The organism is Nocardia sp. NPDC005825, from assembly GCF_040630175.1.
In the GTDB taxonomy this organism is placed as follows: domain Bacteria; phylum Actinomycetota; class Actinomycetes; order Mycobacteriales; family Mycobacteriaceae; genus Nocardia.
The window spans coordinates 538,139-554,906 of record NZ_JBEXXC010000001.1; the positions used below are offsets into that span (position 1 = coordinate 538,139).

Sequence of the window (16,768 nt, forward strand, 5' to 3'; positions counted from 1 at the left end):
TGACTGAATTTTCAGTCGACAGTGTGGCCCGGTGTCGAAGGAGGTAGGGCGCATGGCTACATCGGCGTTCGGCCGCTACGACCTGCAATCGCTCATCGGTGAAGGCGGTATGGGACGCGTCTATCGCGCCTACGACACGGAAACCGACCGGGTCGTCGCGGTGAAGGTCCTGCACGAGCGCCTCGCGACGGACCCGGAATACCGGGAGCGGTTCCGTCGCGAGGCCCACTCCACCGCACGGCTGCGCGAGCCCCACATCGTCCCGATCCACCACTTCGGCGAAATCGACGGCCGTCTGTATCTCGACATGCGGCTCATCGACGGCATCGATCTGCACACGCTGCTGTCCCAGCGCGGCGCCATGCCGGCCCGGCTGGCGGTGTCGTTCATCGACCAGGCCGCCGCCGCGCTCGACGCCGCGCACGCCGAGGGCCTGGTGCACCGCGACGTCAAGCCGTCCAACCTGCTGATCAACGGCCGCGACTTCGTCTATCTCATCGACTTCGGCATCGCCCACTCCGGAACGGTGGGCCTCACCGGCGTCGGCAACGCCATCGGCACCTTCACCTACATGGCCCCCGAACGGTTCACCACCGGCCATGCCGACGCGCGCTCGGACGTCTACGCGCTGGCGTGCGTCCTCTACGAGTGCCTCACCGGTACCCGCCCCTATCCGGGCGACAGCCTGGAACAGCAGCTGGCCGGACATCTGAACACTCCGCCGCCGCGCCCCAGCCTGGCCCGGCCCGGCATTCCCGCCGCATTCGACGCGGTGATCGCGCGCGGGCTCGCGAAGAATCCCGACCACCGCTATCCCACCGCCGGGGCACTCGCGGCGGCCGCCGAGCGGGCGATCGCGTCCGCTCCGCGCACCGCCGGGCCCATCGAATCGGGCAGCGGCGCACGGCAACCCGCCACCCGGATCCTCCCGCCCCCGCCGCGGCTCGGTCCGCCCGCCCCGCCTCCCCGGCCGGTCCCGGCGCCCGGGCCACCGCCCCGACGGCGTCGCCGAGTCCTCGGTGTCGTCTCGAGCGTGGCGGTCCTGGCGGCGCTGATCGGCGCGATCACCTACTTCCTGCTGCCGCCCGCCGCGGAGGAGCCGGACTATCGGACCGGGTACTCCGTCGAGACCACCGGGTACCCGTCCGACGCCGGCTCCCCCGTCCCCGGCGAATAGGAATTCAGTAGTCCCGCTCGCCGATCCGATGGACGTGGATGGCATCGGTCGAGCCGACCGTGCCCGGCGGGGTCCGCGACGATGACCACTAGATCGCCTCTGCGATAACGGTTCATCGCACACACACCGAAATCCGCCAGTGGATGTGCCTGGCGGATTTCGCTGCGCTGATCGACGGTCGGGTACAGCTCAGGGGTTGGCGTCGGCCGGGACCGGGCGACGCCGGGGACGCCATCCCGGCCGCGGGACGCTGTCGAGCAGGGTGCGGGTGTACGGGTGCCGAGGGTCGCGGAGCAGCTCGTCGGTCGGCCCGGCTTCGACGATGCGACCGGTCTGCATGACGATGCAGTGCTCGGTGATCTGGCGGACGACCGCGAGGTCGTGGGTGATGAAGACGTAGGAGATTCCGGTGGACTCGCGGATGTCGTCGAGCAGGTTGAGGATCTGCGCCTGGATCGAGACATCCAGTGCGGCAACGGCTTCGTCGAGTACCAGCACCCGGGGATCGGCGGCGAGCGCGCGGGCGATGGCGACACGCTGCCGCTGCCCGCCCGACAGGTGCGCGGGCAAGGACGCGAGCAGGCGCGCGTCGAGCGCGACCATGTCGGCGAGTTGCCGCACCCGCTCGGCGGTGGCGGCGGCCCCGCAATGCAGGCGAACCGCCTCGGTGAGCGTCTGGCGGACCGTGCGCTGGGGATCGAGGCTGGTGTACGGGTCCTGGAACACCATCTGCGCCTCCTTGGCCCTGGCGCGCCGCGCACGCGTGGACCGCGACGGCCGGGATCGGTCGCCACCGCAGCAGACGATGCTGCCGGCGCTGGGCTGTTCCAGCCCGATGATCATGCGGGCGACGGTCGTCTTGCCCGAGCCCGATTCGCCGACGATGCCGATCGAGGACCCGGCGGCCAGTTCGAAGGACACGTCGCTGACCGCGGCGAAGGCGCCGAAGTTCTTGCACAGTCCGGAGACTCGCAGTGCCGGTTCGTTCATTCGGTGTCTCCTCGCAAACGCGGTCCGAGTTCGCCGGCGCGCAGGCATCGCACGGCGACGCCGGATTCGTGGGTCAATGGCACCGGGCCGGAGTCGGTGCAGCTGGGCAGGTGGAAGGGGCAGCGGGCGGCGAACGCGCAGGTCGGTTCCGCCTCCCACGCCCCGATCGGGCGTCCGGGGATGGCCGCCAGGCGCGTCCGGGGCCGGTCGAGATCGGGCCGGGCGCCCGCCAGGGCCGCGGTGTAGGGATGGCGCGGATCATGGTGCAGCGCTTCGGATTCCTGCGATTCCACGATCTGGCCCGCGTACATGACGGCGGTGCGGTCGCAGACTGCGGCGGCGAGATCCAGGTCGTGGGTGATGAACAGCAGCGAGACGCCCGCGTCGTGGCGCATCTCGTCGAGGATCGCCATCACCTCCGACTGGGTGGTCACGTCGAGGGCGGTGGTGGGCTCGTCGGCGAGGATGAGCTTGGGTTCGCCGAGCAGGGCGGCGGCGATCATGACCCGTTGCAGCATGCCGCCGGACAGGTCGCCCGGATACTGCCGCATCCGGCGGGCGGTATCGGTGATGCCGACCTCGGAGAGCATGCGCTGCGCGCGCCGGGTCGCCTCGTGCCGGTCGGTCCGGCCGGCCGTGCGCAGCTGCTCGGTCAGGAAGTCGCCGATGCGCCGCACCGGATTGATGTAGGCGCGGGGGTCCTGGAAGATCACCGCCAGATCGCCGCGTGCGCGGCGCAGGGCGTCACCGCGCAGGGCGAGCAGGTCCTGACCGTCGAAGCGGATGGTCCCGGTGGTCTCGGCCCGCTCCGGCAGCAGCCGGGCCAGCGTCCGCAGGGTCATGGACTTCCCGGCCCCGGATTCCCCGACCAGCCCGAGCGCTTCGCCCCGCTCGATGGTCAGCGAGATATCGCGCAGGACTTGGCGTTTGCGGCCGCCGACGTCCAGGGTCAGGTTCAGTCCGTCGATCGCGACCAGGGGCGCGCCGGTGGCCGCGGGACCCCGCGACCCGGGGACGGCCTGGGGGGTGGCGGTAGTCATGAGCGTTCCCTGCCCTGCTTGTCGTTGAGGCGTTCACCGAGAATGTTGAAGGAGACGATGACCAGGACCAGCGCGGTGCCCGCGACGAACGATTCGGCGGGGAATCCCTGCAGCACACCGGTTTCGCCCTCGGAGACCATGACGCCCCAGTCGGCCTGCGGCGGCTGGACACCCAGTCCGAGGAAGGAGACCGCCGCGAGATCCAGTGCGGCCCAGCCGAACAGGATCGTGGCCTGCGCGACGAGCAGCGGCGCGATATTGGGGATCAGGTGCCGGATCGCGATGGACCAGGCGCCGCTCCCCTGCACCTCGAGCGCCTCGATGTAGGGCAGCGAGCGTTCGCGCAGGGCCGCGCCGCGCACGATCCGGGCCACATAGGGGGTGTAGGCGACCGCCAGCGCGAGCGCCGCCGACCACTGGCTGGGCCCGAAGACCGCCGCGCCGAGGACCGCGAGCAGCAGTCCCGGGAACGCGAACACGAGATCGGATCCCGAGGAAATGACGCTGTCGGTCCAGCCGCGCCGCCACGCCGCGAGCACCGCGAGCGCGGTACCCGCGATGATCGCCACCGCGGTGACGATGAAGGCCCCCAGCATGGCCGAGCGCGCCCCGACGAGCAGGCGCGAGAGCAGGTCACGGCCCTGGGAGTCGAAGCCCAGCGGGTGCGAGCCAGTGGCTCCGACGAACGCGTGCGACAGGTTGCTCTCGTTCGGCGGGAACGGGGCCAGCAGCGGCCCGCACACGGCGACGATGATCGCCAGCACGATGATCGCCGCGCTCGCGTAACCGATCCAGCCGATGCCGTGCAGGCCGGGAACGCGCCACCGGCGGCTCGTCGGGAGGCCGGCATCCGAGGCGGGCACAGGCCCGGAGACGATGGTCATGCCGCCGCCGTTCCGAGGCTCACCCGCGGGTCGAGCAGCGCGTAGAGGAAGTCCACGACGCTGTTGACGATCACGAACGCCACCACCATGAGCAGCGAAATGGCTTGGACCACTGCGAAATCCTTGTTCTGTGCGGCCGTGACCAGACTCGATCCCAGCCCGTTGAGGTTGAATGCCTGCTCCACGATCGACACCAGCACGATCAGCGACGCCAGGGCCAGGCCGGTGACGGTGGTGATGGGGATCGCGGCATTGCGCAGAATGTGGCGGCGCAGGATGTGGTGCGCCGGCAGGCCGCGGCTGATCGCGGTCTGGACGTGCTCGCGGGCGGATTCGGTCCGCACCGACGCCCGGGTGATGCGGGCGACCAGGGCCAGCGACGAGCACGCCAGCGCGATCGCCGGCAGCGTGAGATGTCTGATCTGGTCGGTGAATCCGACACCGTCGCCCAGGGCCGGGAACCAGTGCAGCTTCACGGCGAACAGGCTGATCAGCGCCAGTGCGGCGACGAAGGACGGGAGCGCGGCGAGCACCGTGGTGGTCAGCAGCGCCGCGGTGTCCAGGATGCCGGGCTTGAGGGCGCTGAGAATGCCGATGCCGATGCCCGCCACCACGATGATCAGCGACGTGTAGGCCACCAGCAGCAATGTGGTCGGCGCGCGTTGCGCGATGAGCGTCGACACGTCCTGCCGGGTGCCGATGGAGTAGCCGAAGTCGCCGTGCAGCGCCGAGGTCAGCCAGTACCAATAGCGCACCGGCAGTGGGTCACCCAGGTGATACCGCTCGGTCAGCACCGCGCGGTACTCCGGGGTGATCTGCCGCCCGCCGGTCAGCACCGCGATGGGGTCGCCCGGCGCGAGATACATCGCGGCGTAGACGGCGATGCTGGAGATGAACAGGGTCGCGAGGAGCAGGGCGCCGCGACGCAGGAGGAAGCCGCGCATGTCATCGCCCCCGTCCGAGCTCGGCCAGCCACGGCGCCTGCATGTAGGCGAACGAGGAGGGCGCGCCGGTGAGCTTCTTGTCCAGGATCAGGAACAACGCGGGATGGACCATCGGGATCCAGGGCAGGTCGGCCATGACCAACCGGTCGGCCTCGATCATGGCCGCGGCCCGCCGATCCGGGTCGGCCTGGGTGCGGGCGCGTTCGAGCGCGGCGTGCAGTCGCGGATTGTCGTAGCCCGAATAGTTCTGCGCGCCTTTGGGTTCGGTGTAGCTGGCGATCAGCGCCGCGGGATCGGCGTAGTCGCCGTAGGTGGTGGTGCTGAATGCGTCGACGCCCTCGCGGGCCTTGGGGTCGGTGAACAGGTTGATGTAGTTCTGCGGGGAAACGTTGGACAGGCTGGCGTTCAGGCCGATCGAGTCGGCCGCTTCCAGCCACGCGTTGGCGGCGGTGTTGACCGTGGACAGTCCGGTGGAGGTGGCGATGACGAACGGTTTCCCGGTGGCTCCGGCCTCGCGGATGAGCTGCTTGGCCCGCTCGAGATCGGGCGCGGGATCGGGCGCCGCGTTCCAGGCCGCGGTGAAGGCGTCCTTCCCGTACCCCCAGGTGCCCGGATTGGTGGACATGCGCGGACCGACCGCATTGCCGCCGTACACCGCGGCACTGAAGGCATTGCGGTCGAAGGCCAGCGACAGGGCCTGCCGGACCCGCAGGTCGCCGAGGACGCCGGTGAGATTGGCGGGGATCAGGAACTCGGTCTCACTCGAGGGTCCCTTGTGGATCTCGACATTCTTGATCTGCTCGAGCTCCCGGAATGTGGAGGTGTCGGTCAGATAGGTGCCGCTGATCTCGCCGGTCGACAGCCCGGTCGTGAGGGTGGCCGCGTTGGAGACTCCGCGGAAGTCGATCCGGTTGGTCATCGGTTTGAGCGACGGATCCCAGTAATCCGGATTTGCCGCCACCGTCAGCGTTTTCCCGGCTGTCCACTCGGCCAGTTTGTACGGCCCGGTGCACATCGCGCCCCCGTCGGGCGTGCCGTAGCGTTGCCCCTGACCGCGGGCATACCGTTCCTCGATGACCACACCCGCCATCGACGAGAGTTCCCCGGGCAGCCAGTAATCCGGGCTGCTGAGGGTGAGTGTGACGGTGTCGGGACCGTCGACGGAAATCTTGCTGATGCGCTCGAGGACCGTGCTGTAGAAGCCGCCGGTCCGGGTGTCCATATTGCGTTGCAGGCTGAACGCGACGTCGGCCGGAGTCAGCGGTTGACCGTCCCAGAAGCGCACTCCCGCACGCAGTTTCAGGACCAGGGTGGTCGGGGTGGCGAAGTGGTACTCACTGGCCAGCCCGGGCGCCAGCGAACCGTCGGGCTGTTGGCGCAGCAGCGATTCGCACAGCGTCGAGACCACGGTGTTCTCCGGGTAGTCGAACGCGGTGGCCGGATCGATCGTGGTGGGGTCGCGGTACAGCGCCCAGGTGGCGCTGTCCGCGGGCCCGGCCGCCGCGGCGGTCATCGAGGGAAGGCCCAGGAAGTTCGAGCTGGAGATGGCGGTGGCGGAGGTTTCCGGCCGTCCGCCGCACCCGGCCAGCAGAGCTGTCGCACAGGTGGCCAGGGCGACCGTTTTCATTGTGGTGATGCGCATTTCGTCCCTCGGAATGTCGTGGGCCTGTCTCGGTGTGCCGCGGGCGAGCCGCCGGGCACGGGAGGGGTAGTGCTGTTATGCCTCGACGGCGGCCGATTCGGCGGTGAGAGCGCCGTAACTGGCCGGGCGGCGGGTATCGAACATGCCGAAGGTGAGCCAGTCCCGACGCTGGTCCAGATCCAGGTCCGCGACCAGGACGGCGTCCCGGTCCCGTGGTGCCTGCACGATCGTCCGCCCGTACGGATCGGAGATGAACGACGATCCGTAGAAGGTGATGCCGTCCTCGTGCCCGATCCGATTCACCGCGACCATGAAGGTGGCATTCGCCAGGCCATTGGCCGCGATCATCTGATGCCACATCGGCAGGGTGTCGAATTCCTGCAATTCGGGATCACTGCCGATCGCGGTCGGATAGACCAGGATCTCCGCGCCGCGCAGCGAATACACGCGAGCCAGTTCCGGGAACCACTGATCCCAGCAGGTGGGGAATCCGAATCGGCTGCCCGCCGCGTCGATCACCGGGTATCCGCTGTCATCGGAATCGAAATAGCGGTCCTCGTGATATCCGGGGAATTGGGGAATGTGCAGTTTGCGGGTGCGGGCCAGCACCTCGCCGCTGGGCGCGACCAGGATCGCGGTGTTGTATCCGCGGCCGGTGTCGCTGTGCTCATAGAGCGAGGCGTGCACCAGGATCCCGTGGCGGGCAGCGAGTTCCCGCGCGAACGTGGTGGTGGGACCGTCGGGAATGGTCTCCCGATGCGCCGCGGCCTCGGCGTTGTCGGGCACGGTCGCGAAGTACGGGCTCAGGGTCAGTTCCTGCAGGCACACCACCTGCGCGCCGAGCAGCGCCGCGCGGGCGACACCCGCGGACAGGACCGCGCGGTGTTCGTCCGGATCGGCGTGCCAGCGGGTCTGCACCGCGCCGACGCGGATCGGGGTCCGGGTCGGCGGGTCGATGCGGGCCGGTGAGGAAGTCGGCGTGCCGATGGCCGTGACGGTGACGAAGGTCCCGTCATCGGTGTAGTCGGGTCGGTGGGAATCGAGGTCGCTCACTGGTTCGCCTCCGTGCTGGTCGCGGCCGGGATCTGCTGGGTGATGCAGTGGACGCCACCGCCGCCGAAGGCGACGATATTGCCCGGTACTCCGACGACTTCGCGATCGGGGAAGGCCTTGCGCAGGGTGTCCAGCGCGGGCTCGTCGAGTTCGTGTCCGGCGGTCGGGGTGATCACCGCGCCGTTGGCGACATAGAAGTTGGCGTAGGCGACCATGGTGTCGGTCCCGTCGGGCAGGGTGGTGACCGGGAATTCGGGCAGTTCGTAGATCTCGAACGGTCGGCCCGCGGCGTCGGTCGAGGACCGCAGCACCTCGAGGTTGGCGGCCATGCGCTCATAGTCGGGCAGATCGGGATTCGTACAGGTCTGGGCGACCACCGCGCCCGGCCGCACGAACGTGCAGACGCCGTCGACGTGTCCGTCGGTGTGGGTGTCGTCGAAATGCCCGTAGGGCAGCCAGATCACGGTGGTGATGCCCAGTCGCAGCCGCAGCTCGTCCTCGATCTCCTCCCGTGACATCGACGGGTTGCGATTCGGGTTGAGCAGGCACTGCTCGGTGGTGATGAGGGTGCCCTCGCCGTCGACGGTGATCGAGCCGCCCTCGAGCACCATGCCCGAGACGTGGCGATCGAGACCGAGGGCCTGGAGCACCCGCCCGGCCAGTGCGTCGTCCTTGTCGTAGGGCAGGAATCGTTCGCCCCACGAGTTGAAGCGGAAGTCGACGCCCGCACGCCGGCCGTCCCGATCGCGCACGATCAGCGGCCCGGAATCCCGGATCCAGGAATCGTCGATCGGCATCTCGACGACATCGACCGCCCGGCCGCACGCCTTGCGCACCTCGTCGGCCTGACCGGGATTGGCGATCATGAGCACCGGCTCGAAGTCACCGATGGCGTTCGCGGTCGCGGCGTACTCCGCTTTCGCTTCCTCGAAGTAAGGGCCCCACAGGCTTTCGCGGGTCGGCCATGCCATGAGGCAACGCTCGTGGGGCGCCCACTCGGCCGGCATTCGCCAGGTCGTGGTTGTACTGCTTTCCATGTGCGTTCTTCCGATCATTCGGACGTCGAAACGTAGGGGCATCTTCACACTGACCAAATTGTTAGTCAATGCTGCTGACCGGCCTGGACCTGCTGCGATACCTGCCGGTCAGCGGGTTGCGGTCAGTTCACCGCAGCGGGTGGGGTCGCCAGGTCGGCGAAGAACTGGAACAGGGCCACCGCCGTGATCGGGCCGCCGACGGCGATCAGACCGACGGCCGCGCCCAGCGGCGCGGTGGCGGCGGCGGTGACCAGACAGCCGCCGATCGCGCCCGGGATCGCCAGGGTGCCCAGGGTCGGGATGCCCGCGCCGGCGCCCAGCAGCGCACCGCCCGCGACGCAGCCCACGGCCGCCCCGATCGCGGTCCCGATCAGGGTGCCGACCGCCGCGCCGATGGTGGCGGCGCTGGAGAAGTTGGCCAGCGCCTGGTTGTAGTTCGGATTGGCGGTCGCGTCGATCGAGGTCAGCGTCGGCGTTCCCGCCGGAACCGGCACCGCCGCGGCCGGATCGGTGCCGGGCGTCAAGGTGGCGGTGTTGCCATCGATGCGGGCCGCGATCGGCCAGACCAGGCCCTCACGCTGATAGCTCAGCGGCAGCACCGCGACCGCTGCGCCACTACGGTCGAGCACCTCGAAACGGCCGTCACGGGCGGCCAGCGAACCGGCGGTGGTGGTCACCACGACCGAGTGGTCGACCAGGTTGGCCCGGTACTGGATACCGGGCGTCGAGGTCGGCGACTCCGGCTGCGCGACAGCGACATTCGCGGTCATCGAGGTGGTGGCGAGAGCGGCCGCGGCCAGGGCCGCGGTCGTGGTGATCGAGCGGAACTTCATCCTGATCTCTCCGGTTGGGGATGTTCGATGTGGAACAGTGTGCGCCGCATCACTTCCCCGATCGCCATGCCTGTGTGTCTAAATTTTCAGTCAGTATTCGCCGTCTCGTCCACTGGAGGTGCGACGGATTCCGCACTACATGTGCAAGACGCGCTGAAATCCGGGCTCTCGATTGACTTTTCAGTCAGGGCTATCATCGAGGTAGCCCTGCGATCGCTCATGCGATCGGAACCCCAGCAACGGACCGGACGACGAGGAGTGGCGCGATGCGGCGGCGGCGATTCTTTCAGGTGAGCATGGCGATGGCGGGCAGCCTGCTACTGGCCGCGTGTGAGGACACCGGTTCGGACACCGCTGACACTCCGCCCAGCCGGGTTCCGCACGACGACCGCACCTGGCTGATGCCCGAGGAGGGCGATCCGCACACCCGGACCTGGATGGCGTTCGGCGCGAGCGAACGGGTCTGGGGCGCGGAACTGCTCCCGGTGGTCCGCTACAACCTGGCGTCGATCGCGCAGGCCATCGCGCGGTTCGAGCCGGTGTCGATGCTGGTCCGTCCGGAGGAGATGGATATCGCGCGCGGGTTGATCGGCGGCGCGAACGTCGAATTGGTGCCCGCCGCGCTCGACGATCTGTGGATGCGCGACACCGGGCCGGTGTTCGTCAAGGGTGGCGGGGCGCTCGCGGGGGTCGACTTCAACTTCAACGGGTGGGGCGGGAAACAGGCGCACGCCCAGGACGCGAAGGTCGCGCAGATCGTCACCGACCGGGCCGGGGTCGAAACGCTGCACACCGGTCTGGTGCTCGAGGGCGGCGGGATCGAGGTCGACGGCCAGGGCACCGCCATCATCACCGAAAGCTGTGTGCTCAACGACAATCGGAACCCGGGCTGGACCAAGCCCGAGGCGGAGGCCGAACTGACGTACCTGCTCGGCCTCGAGAAGATCATCTGGCTGCCCGGCATCAAGGGGCACGACATCACCGACGGCCACACCGACTTCTACGCCCGCTTCGCGCGCCCGGGCGTCGTCGTGGCGGGCCTCGACACCGACCCCGAGTCCTACGACCACGACGTCACCCAGCGTCACCTCGAAATACTGAGGGGCGCAACGGATGTACACGGCAATCCGTTGCGGGTGGAGGTGATCGAAGGTCCGGCGCAGGTCCGCCCGCAGTACCGGAACGAGAAGGACTTCGCGGCCGGGTACATCAACTTCTACGTCTGCAACGGTGGTGTCATCGCGCCGCAGTTCGGCGATCCGGACGGCGACGCGGCCGCCAAGGACACCCTCGAGCGCCTGTTCCCGGACCGCGAGGTCGTGCAGATCGATATCGACGGCATCGCCGCGGGTGGCGGCGGGATCCACTGCACCACCCAGCAGCAGCCGGTCGGCTAGCGCGGTGTCGGACCGGTCAGACCCGGCCCAGTTCGGCGACGACCGCGCCCGCGAGCAATTCGCGGGCGCGGGTCAGGTCCAGGGAGCCGCTGAGCCAGCGCTCACTGAGGCCCTCCACGAGGGCGGTGAGGCGTTCGGCCGCGGCGGTCGGGTTGACGTCGCGGACCGCGAGCCCCGCCTCGCGAGCCCGCTCGATGAGGATGGCGGCTTCGTCGACCCAGCTCTCGGTCGTGGTGCGCAGCTGTTCGCGCAGATCCTCGGAGAAGACCGCGCTGGCCCGCAGTTCACCCCAGGCGATGCTGTTGTTGCGCACCTCGGGAACGTCCTGGATCTCCAGCAGCAGCATATGTTCCAGCGCGGCACGGGGATTGGCGATCACGAACGCCGAGTCGGTGTAGCGCTGCGCCTGGTCGTTGATGAATCCCAGCGCGGCGTCGAGCACGCCCGACCGATCCTTGAAGTGGTAGTAGATCAGCGCCGTGGAGACTCCGGCTTCGGCGGCGAGCTTCTCGATACGCAGCCCGCGCACGCCGTCCTGGGCGATGACGCGAATGGCTGCTTCCAGGATCTGGGTCTGACGGTCGGACACGGAGCCTCACTTTACGGATGTGCCGGATGATCGGACGAGTACGGGTCCCGAGGTGTGGGGCGAGTGTTCGGGTTCGCGGGTTCCTGCTGGGTGGTGCAGTGGATGCCGCCGCCGCCCGCGGCGACGCCGTCGATCGGGATCTGCGCGATGTAGCGGTCCGGGAACAGGCGTCGCAGGGTGGCGTGTGCCGCCGAATCCGCTCGGGGATCACCGAATTCGGGGGCGATCACCGCGCCGTTGCAGAGGTAGAAGTTGATGTAGCCCGCCGCGAAGTCCTCGCTGTCGAACTGCGGGCGGACCTGCGAGGGCCCCTCGATCACCTCGACCCGCAAGGGCCGGCCCCGGGCGTCGGTGGCCGAGCGCAGGATCTCGAGGTGTGTGTGGGTGACGTCGTAGTCGAAGGAATCGGGGTCGGTGTCCAGCCCCGCCACGACCACACCCGGTCGGGCGAAGCGGGCGTAGAAGTCGGTGTGCCCGTCGGTGATGTCGTAGCCGGCGATGCCCGGCAGCCAGATGATCTTCTCGAGTCCGAGCAGGTAGCGCAGCTCGTCCTCGACGTCCTTCTTCTTCCAGCCCGGGTTCCGATTGTTGTTGAGCACACAGCTTTCGGTGATGATGGCGGTGCCCTGACCGTCGACCTCGATCCCGCCGCCCTCGAGCACCAATTCGGCCGGCAAGGACTCCACCCCCGCCGTGCGGGTGACGAAGTCGGCCACCTTGCGATCCCGCCGGGCCTTCTGCTTCCCGCCCCAGCCGTTGAAGTTGAAATCGACCGCGGCCATGCCGTTCTCGCCGTGCACGAAGACCGGTCCGGTATCCCGCATCCAGATGTCGTCGAGCGGCGCGGGGATCAGATCGACGTGGGGATCGGGGAGCAGGCGGCGAGCCAGATCGAATTCCTCGGGACGCACCACCACCGAGACGGGTTCGAATCGCGCGATCGTCAGCGCGATCCGCGCCAGATCGTGCTGGACCTGCGGCAGCAGACGCCTCCCCCACACCGCCTCGTTCGCGCCGAAAGCCATCCAGGTCCGCCGGTGCGGATCGCCTTCCTCCGGCATCGACCAGCGGCGGCCGTCGTCCTCGACGTCGCTCGAATCTCCCAGCAGGCGGTTCAGCGCACCGCTCGCGAATCGGCCTATACCCATACTTTCTCTCCCGTAGTTTCCGAAAGCCCCGCACACCGACTCTAATCTTGACTGAAAATTCAGCCAACACGGCACGCGGGGCGGCCTCAGTGATCCCGCAGGTGGTCTAGTCCACCGGTTCCTGCTGCGTGGTGCAGTGGATGCCGCCGCCACCCCAGGCGATGCCGTCGATGTTCACCTGCACGATCTGCCGGTTCGGGAACAGCCGGGCCAGGGTGGCCTTGGCGGCCGAATCCGCTTCGGCGTCACCGAATTCCGGGGCGATGACCGCGCCGTTGCAGACGTAGAAGTTGATGTAGCCAGCGGCGAAGTCCTTGGACTTGTACTCGGGCCGGACCCGGGTCGGCGCTTTGATGACCTCCACGTGAACCTGGCGGCCGCGCGCATCGGTGGCCGTCTTCAGGATCTCGAGGTGGCGCTGGGTGACGTCGTGGTCGTAGGACTCGGGGTCGGTGTCGAGCGCGGCCACCACCACTCCGGGCCGGGCGAAGCGGGCGTAGAAGTCGGTGTGCCCGTCGGTGATGTCCCGCCCCGCGATGCCGGGCAGCCAGATGATCTTCTTCAGCCCGAGCAGTTTGTCCAGTTCGGCCTCGACATCGGACTTGCTCCAGCCGGGATTGCGATTGGCATTGAGCACACAGCTCTCGGTGATGATGGCGGTGCCCTCGCCGTCGACCTCGATCCCGCCGCCCTCGAGCACCAGCTCGGTCGACACGGTCCGCACCCCCGCGCGACCGGCGACCAGGCTCGCCACCCGCGCGTCCTGCCCGTGCGCCTGCTTGTTGCCCCAGCCGTTGAAGTTGAAGTCGACCGCAGCCTTGCCGCCGCCTTTCACGAACACCGGCCCGGTGTCGCGCATCCACAGATCGTCGAGCGCTGCGGGCACCAATTCGACATTCGCGCCGCCGATCAGCCCGCGCGCGATATCCATCTCCTCCGGACGGACCAGCATCGACACCGGCTCGAACCGTGCGATGGCCTGCGCGATCGACGCCAGGTTCCGGCGGGCCTCGGGCAGCACGTCACCGTCGGCGGCGCCGGCGCCGAACGCCATCCAGGTGCGCTTGTGCGGCTCTCCCTCCTCCGGCATCGACCACGCCCGGTCGCTGCCCCCGCTGCCGGTGGCGGGCATGGCCGAGGCGGCCTTGGCGGCGAGGAGTACCCCGCCGACCACGCCGATACCCGTCTGGACGAACCGACGACGCTGCATACAAATCTCCCAAAATCCGGTCTTGCTCGAAGGCTGCCACGCTATCCCTGACTAAAAAGTCAGTCAAGGATTGGCGACATGGGTCACCAGCCGTCACGCTCAGTGGCCAGGATCAGCGGGCTGCCGACGGAATACGGGGGTCAGCCCGCGGTGGCGCTGCGGTAGGTGGTGTGTCCGGCCAGCCAGGTCTCCACCACCGGGATAGCCGGGATCGACTGTGGGGCAGCCGATCTCGGGTCGGCTCCCAGCCACACCAGATCGGCGGCGGAACCGGGGGCCAGAGACCCCCACGGAGCGTCACGGAGATCGGCGAAGGCCTGGTGGGCGACGCCGGCGGTATAGGCGTCCAGGGCGGTGGTGATGTCGAGGAGCTCGGCGGGAGTCCAGCCGCCACTCGGTTCGCCCTCGGCGGTGCGGCGGGTCACCGCCGTCGCGATGCCGTCGAGCGGAACCGCCGACGACACCGGCCAATCGGAGCCGAACGCCAGGCGGGCGCCGCCTTCGGCCAGGCTTCGGAAGGGGTATTGGCGCGCGGAGCGCCGAGCGCCGAGCCGGGGCACGGTCAGGTCCACCATGACGCGGTCGAGTTGCGCCCACAGCGGCTGCACGTTCGCCACCACGCCGAGTTCCGCGAAGCGTGGAATGTCGTCGGGGCTGATCAGCTGGGCGTGGGCGATCACCGGTCGCCGGTCCCGCGGACCGTTGCGATCGGCGCAGGCCGCGACCGCGTCGAGTGCCGACCGGACGGCCGCATCGCCGATGGCGTGGATGTGCAGCTGGAATCCGGCGGCGTCGACGGCCGCGGCGGCGTCGGCCAGCGCCGCGGGCTCCCAGGTGTGCATGCCGTGCGAATGGCGGTGCGTGCAATACGGTTCGAGCAGCGCCGCGGTCTCGTTCTCGATGATGCCGTCGGCGAAGAACTTGACCGAATTCGCGGTCAGCAGTGGATGATCGAGGGTCCGGACCCGGTCGCGGGAGGCGAGCAGGGTGGGCAGGTCCTCGGCGAACCGGCGTGGGTCGGCCAGCAACGCGAGGTTCACGCGGGTCGTGAGCGCACCGGACCGAGCGGCCTCCAGGTAGACGGCGACGTCGGACTCCTCCACCCAGGCGTCTTGCACCCAGGTGACGCCGTGGCGCGCGTACTGCGCGGTCGCGCGCCGCAGGGCGTCGACCCGCGCGGTGGTCTCGCTCGCGGGTGCGGCGGCCAGGAGCAGGTCCACCGCTCCGGCCTCGCGCAGCGTGCCGAGCGGGCTCCCGTCCGGCCGCCTCGGGATCTCGCCGAGCACCGGTTCGGGTGTGTCGGCGGTGATGCCGGCCAGTTCGAGCGCCGCCGAATTGCACCAGACCGTGTGATAGTCCCAGGCCCGCAACATAACCGGGCGGTTGGGGACCGCGCTGTCGAGCCAGGCGGCGTCGAAGAGCCCGTCGGGGGCGAGACTGCTGTCGTAGCCCGCGCCGGTGATCCAGCCGGGGCCGGGATGCCGTTCGGCCCATCGACGCAGCACGTCGGCGATCTCGGAAACGCTTGCGCAGGTTCGCACCTGGGGGCCGACGGCCTCGAGTCCGCCGAAGACGGGATGCGCGTGCCCCTCGCCGAACGCGGGCATCAGGAAGCCGCCGTGTAGATCAACGGTCCGCAGTTCACCGGCCGGCACGGTCCGGGACCACCCCAGGGCGTCCGCGCCGGCCGCTACGACGCGGCCGTCCGCGATGCCGAGCGCCTCGCATTCAGACTTTCCCGGCGACCAGATCGACCCACCGATGAACAATGTGTGGCGTTTCCGTGGGCCTTGGGCGCACAAATGACGCTCCTCGCTCTTGCACAGAATTTGCACTGTGAGTCCCGTGAACTGAAGTCATTATGCGGGGAATTCGGGAATACGCAACCTGCCTTCTCGGCGAAACTTGGCAACGGGTCCATGCCGAAACGTACATTGGCTTCGAGCCGCCGATTTGCCTGCGGAACCGGATCATCCATTCGCCGCTCTCACGCCTTTGACCTGCTGCTACGTCGAACTTCTCGACCGAAATCCAGCCCGAGGCGACACCCACCCGGCCGACCCGCGGTGAGGCATCGGTCACACTTCCGATCGCCATGCGGATCGCGATAGAAACGCTGCCCAGCTCTTATTGCCTGGCACTATCAATCAAAGAGTTATTTCTGATTGGTTCTATCAATTGGCGCTCGATAGTTTCGAAAACAGAGATCCCACCACCTTTCGGAATGAGGCCAATTCATGTCGCTGATCAACAAGCGGATCAAGTCCTTCTCGGCGGAGGCGTTCCAGGACGGCTCCTTCGTGACCGTGTCGGACGCGAACATCCGGGGCAAGTGGGCGGTCTTCTTCTTCTACCCGGCCGACTTCACCTTCGTGTGCCCGACCGAGCTCGGCGACCTCGCCGACCACTACGACGAGCTGCAGCGCCTGGGCGTCGAGGTGTTCTCCGTCTCCACCGACACCCACTTCACGCACAAGGCGTGGCACGCGTCCTCCGACACCATCGGCAAGATCAAGTACGCCATGATCGGCGACCCCGCGCTGCGGATCAGCGCCGACTTCGGGGTGCTTCGCGAGGACGAGGGCCTGGCCGACCGCGGCACCTTCCTGGTCGACCCGGACGGCGTCGTCCAGTTCACCGAGGTCACCGCGGAAGGCATCGGCCGCAACGCATCCGAGCTGCTGCGGAAGGTCAAGGCCGCCCAGTACGTTCGCTCGCACCCGGGCGAGGTCTGCCCGGCCAAGTGGGAAGAGGGCGAGGAGACCCTGGCCCCGTCCCTGGAGCTCGTCGGCAAGATCTGATCCGCCGACGCCTGCCTGCCCGC

At 68.7% G+C, this 16,768-nt stretch carries 14 protein-coding genes and 1 pseudogene; 3 read left to right on the plus strand and 12 right to left on the minus strand.

The window, feature by feature from the left end:
• The first annotated feature begins 52 nt into the window (after positions 1–52).
• The gene (locus tag ABZ382_RS02525) at positions 53–1,177 is read left to right on the plus strand and encodes a serine/threonine-protein kinase (protein ID WP_357082790.1); all 1,125 of its coding nucleotides are present in this window, start codon (positions 53–55) and stop codon (positions 1,175–1,177) included.
• 189 nt (positions 1,178–1,366) lie between these two features.
• Here ABZ382_RS02525 and ABZ382_RS02530 read toward each other — a convergent pair whose 3' ends face one another.
• The 8 genes from ABZ382_RS02530 to ABZ382_RS02565 all read right to left on the minus strand — a co-directional run bounded on the left by ABZ382_RS02530 (position 1,367) and on the right by ABZ382_RS02565 (position 9,600).
• Complete coding sequence (locus tag ABZ382_RS02530; protein WP_357082793.1) at positions 1,367–2,167, minus strand: ATP-binding cassette domain-containing protein; 801 nt, start codon at positions 2,165–2,167, stop codon at positions 1,367–1,369.
• Entirely contained in the window at positions 2,164–3,207 is a 1,044-nt protein-coding gene (locus ABZ382_RS02535; protein WP_357082795.1) for an ABC transporter ATP-binding protein, read from the minus strand. Before ABZ382_RS02535 ends, ABZ382_RS02530 begins: the two co-directional genes overlap by 4 nt.
• The gene (locus tag ABZ382_RS02540) at positions 3,204–4,091 is read right to left on the minus strand and encodes an ABC transporter permease (RefSeq protein WP_357082798.1); all 888 of its coding nucleotides are present in this window, start codon (positions 4,089–4,091) and stop codon (positions 3,204–3,206) included. Before ABZ382_RS02540 ends, ABZ382_RS02535 begins: the two co-directional genes overlap by 4 nt.
• Positions 4,088–5,035, minus strand: a complete 948-nt coding sequence (locus tag ABZ382_RS02545; protein ID WP_357082801.1) for an ABC transporter permease — start codon at positions 5,033–5,035, stop codon at positions 4,088–4,090. Before ABZ382_RS02545 ends, ABZ382_RS02540 begins: the two co-directional genes overlap by 4 nt.
• Position 5,036: 1 nt before the next feature.
• Positions 5,037–6,677, minus strand: a complete 1,641-nt coding sequence (locus ABZ382_RS02550) for an ABC transporter substrate-binding protein (RefSeq protein ID WP_357082804.1) — start codon at positions 6,675–6,677, stop codon at positions 5,037–5,039.
• Between the two features lie 75 nt (positions 6,678–6,752).
• Positions 6,753–7,730, minus strand: coding sequence for a nitrilase-related carbon-nitrogen hydrolase (locus ABZ382_RS02555; RefSeq protein ID WP_357082807.1), 978 nt, complete (start codon positions 7,728–7,730; stop codon positions 6,753–6,755).
• Positions 7,727–8,809, minus strand: coding sequence for an agmatine deiminase family protein (locus ABZ382_RS02560; protein WP_357083991.1), 1,083 nt, complete (start codon positions 8,807–8,809; stop codon positions 7,727–7,729). Before ABZ382_RS02560 ends, ABZ382_RS02555 begins: the two co-directional genes overlap by 4 nt.
• 80 nt (positions 8,810–8,889) lie before the next feature.
• Positions 8,890–9,600: a hypothetical protein gene (locus ABZ382_RS02565; RefSeq protein ID WP_357082810.1), complete on the minus strand. Its 711-nt coding sequence runs from the start codon at positions 9,598–9,600 to the stop codon at positions 8,890–8,892.
• 266 nt (positions 9,601–9,866) lie between these two features.
• Here ABZ382_RS02565 and ABZ382_RS02570 point away from each other — a divergent pair, with 266 nt between their 5' ends.
• On the plus strand, positions 9,867–10,997 hold the full coding sequence (locus tag ABZ382_RS02570; RefSeq protein ID WP_357082814.1) for an agmatine deiminase family protein: 1,131 nt from the start codon (positions 9,867–9,869) through the stop codon (positions 10,995–10,997).
• A 16-nt stretch (positions 10,998–11,013) separates the two neighbouring features.
• On the opposite strand, the gene ABZ382_RS02575 is transcribed toward ABZ382_RS02570, so the two are convergent.
• The 4 genes and pseudogenes from ABZ382_RS02575 to ABZ382_RS02590 all read right to left on the minus strand — a co-directional run bounded on the left by ABZ382_RS02575 (position 11,014) and on the right by ABZ382_RS02590 (position 15,713).
• A complete protein-coding gene (locus tag ABZ382_RS02575) occupies positions 11,014–11,586 on the minus strand; it encodes a TetR/AcrR family transcriptional regulator (protein WP_357082817.1) in 573 nt (190 codons plus the stop codon).
• A gap of 77 nt (positions 11,587–11,663) precedes the next feature.
• Positions 11,664–12,734: pseudogene (locus ABZ382_RS02580) on the minus strand (agmatine deiminase family protein); the annotation flags it as partial.
• Between the two features lie 106 nt (positions 12,735–12,840).
• Positions 12,841–13,866 (minus strand): agmatine deiminase family protein, encoded by a 1,026-nt coding sequence (locus ABZ382_RS02585; RefSeq protein WP_357083994.1) that lies wholly within the window; start codon positions 13,864–13,866, stop codon positions 12,841–12,843.
• A 218-nt stretch (positions 13,867–14,084) separates the two neighbouring features.
• Positions 14,085–15,713: an amidohydrolase gene (locus ABZ382_RS02590; protein ID WP_357082820.1), complete on the minus strand. Its 1,629-nt coding sequence runs from the start codon at positions 15,711–15,713 to the stop codon at positions 14,085–14,087.
• 468 nt (positions 15,714–16,181) lie between these two features.
• On the opposite strand from ABZ382_RS02590, the gene ahpC reads away from it, so the two are divergent.
• Complete coding sequence (ahpC, locus tag ABZ382_RS02595; protein ID WP_357082823.1) at positions 16,182–16,745, plus strand: alkyl hydroperoxide reductase subunit C; 564 nt, start codon at positions 16,182–16,184, stop codon at positions 16,743–16,745.
• The last annotated feature ends 23 nt before the right edge of the window (positions 16,746–16,768 follow it).